Below are 1,964 nucleotides of genomic sequence, written 5' to 3'. Positions count from 1 at the left end.
ACCTGGGGCGGCCGGGTGGCTTTTTGGTTTACAAGTAATACTAAATTTGGTGCGCGAAGAGAAATTTATTGTGAAGGTAAGGCAGAAGGCAGAGGGCAGAAGGCAGAAGGGTTAGAAGGATTTGGACAAATTAGTTTTTCATAACCGGATTTAATATTATATCAAACCCGGTAGCATTGGTATAATTATATTTAGGAGTCAGAAGTTCTTCATTTAAGACTAAAAAAATTGGCGTTGGTGAAAAGAGGTATGATATCATGTCCGGGTAAGAGCGCGAACAAAAAACTTTCTCCTTTTCCTCCTCTTCTTTCTTCCCTTCTGACTCCTGACTCCTGACTCCTTCTTTAACCGTGTTTTTTGAGCCAGCTAAACATAGCACGCAAGTCTTTACCCACTTCTTCAACAGGGTGTTCTGCTTCTTGACGACGCATGGCAGTAAATACAGGTTTGCCTGTTTGGTTTTCCATGACAAACTCGCGGGCAAATTGACCAGATTGAATTTCGCTTAAGATTTTCCGCATCTCGGCACGAGTTTGGTCATTAACGATCCGAGGACCGCGAGTATAGTCACCAAATTCAGCAGTATTGGAGATACTGTCCCGCATCTTTGCCAGACCACCTTCAACAACGAGATCCACAATTAGTTTAACTTCGTGCATACATTCAAAGTAAGCTAATTCTGGCTGATAACCTGCATTTACTAGAGTTTCAAACCCAGCTTTAATTAATCCACTCAGACCACCACAGAGAACTACTTGTTCGCCAAAGAGGTCAGTTTCAGTTTCTTCCCGGAAGCTGGTCTCGAGAATACCTGCACGAGTGCCACCAATACCTTTAGCATAAGCCATAGCGCGATCGCGTGCTTGACCAGAAGCATCTTGGAAGATGGCAAATAGACAGGGTACTCCTTCTCCTTGTTCATAAGTCCGTCTGACCAAATGTCCTGGCCCTTTGGGAGCAACCATGACCACATCTACGTTTGGCGGTGGAAGAATTTGACCAAAATGAATATTAAAGCCGTGGGCAAAAGCTAGAATTTTTCCTTCTGCGAGATTAGGCTCAATTTCGTTTTTATAGACGGTTTTCTGCACTTCGTCTGGCAAAAGAATCATAATTAGGTCTGCTATTTCGGTAGCTTTGTCTACTGGGTAAACATCTAAACCTGCTTCTTTTGCTTTGTGGGCAGACTTACTACCTGGATATAGTCCTACAATTACTTTTAAGCCACTATCTTTGAGATTTAGGGCGTGAGCATGACCTTGGGAACCATAACCAACGATGGCAATAGTTTTGTTGTTGAAGATGTCCAGGTTAGCATCGGTATCGTAGTACATTTTGGCCATTATTTTGTCTCCTGTCAGCAACTATATATTATTTATGCAAAACTTCTATTATATCAAATATCGGTAAAATTTTCTACTCTACACTCTATAAAGAGGGAACAGGGAACAGGGAACAGGGAACAGGGGAAACCCACCCCTCGCCCCTCCCCCTCCCAGGAGGGGAGTAATTGATAATTTATGGATAAGAATTGATTTTATTTTTGATTTTTACCGAATAATTAAGGTTTAAAGCCTCTTCTTTAAAGGAGAAACAAGCGGTCGTTAGCGTAGCTTCCCGTAGGGTGGGATGGTGAGGAAACCTGTACCATATCCAATCGACCAAGAGAGAAAAAATTTTCATTATTAGTCAATCCTATCCGTTTTCAAGGAGAGGTAATTGTTAATTATTAATTATGGCTTACCGATCTAATCTAAAAGTATTTACAGATAAAGGTAAGTGCCTTTTTGGTGCTTTTAAAAAGTGCCTGGTTTTCAGCTCTTCACGCTCAAAAAGGAGCGTATTTTAGGCAAGAGTTGGGCAGAAAAATTATTCTTACAATTCTTACTCCTACCTCCTCGTTCATTCCCATTTCTCCTGTCTCCTGTCTCCTGTCTCCTGTCTCCTCCCCTCACCCAATAAGA

The 1,964-nt window shown here is 41.8% G+C and carries 1 protein-coding gene; it reads right to left on the bottom strand.

The genetic code is table 11. The features are described 5' to 3' along the window. Window positions 1-344 precede the first annotated feature (344 nt). Window positions 345-1,343: a ketol-acid reductoisomerase gene (gene ilvC / locus F6K13_RS30795; protein WP_124147135.1), complete on the bottom strand. Its 999-nt coding sequence runs from the start codon at window positions 1,341-1,343 to the stop codon at window positions 345-347. Between the last annotated feature and the right edge of the window lie 621 nt (window positions 1,344-1,964).

This window comes from Okeania sp. SIO2B9 (genome assembly GCF_010672505.1).
GTDB classification, from domain to species: Bacteria; Cyanobacteriota; Cyanobacteriia; order Cyanobacteriales; family Microcoleaceae; genus Okeania; species Okeania hirsuta.
Note: the sequence above shows the minus strand (reverse complement) of the source record. Positions and strands in the feature narration are given on the sequence as shown.

Coding starts and splice junctions, on each gene's coding strand:
- ilvC (WP_124147135.1), bottom strand. CDS start 1,343: ATGGCCAAAATGTACTACGATACCGATGCTAACCTGGACATCTTCAAC.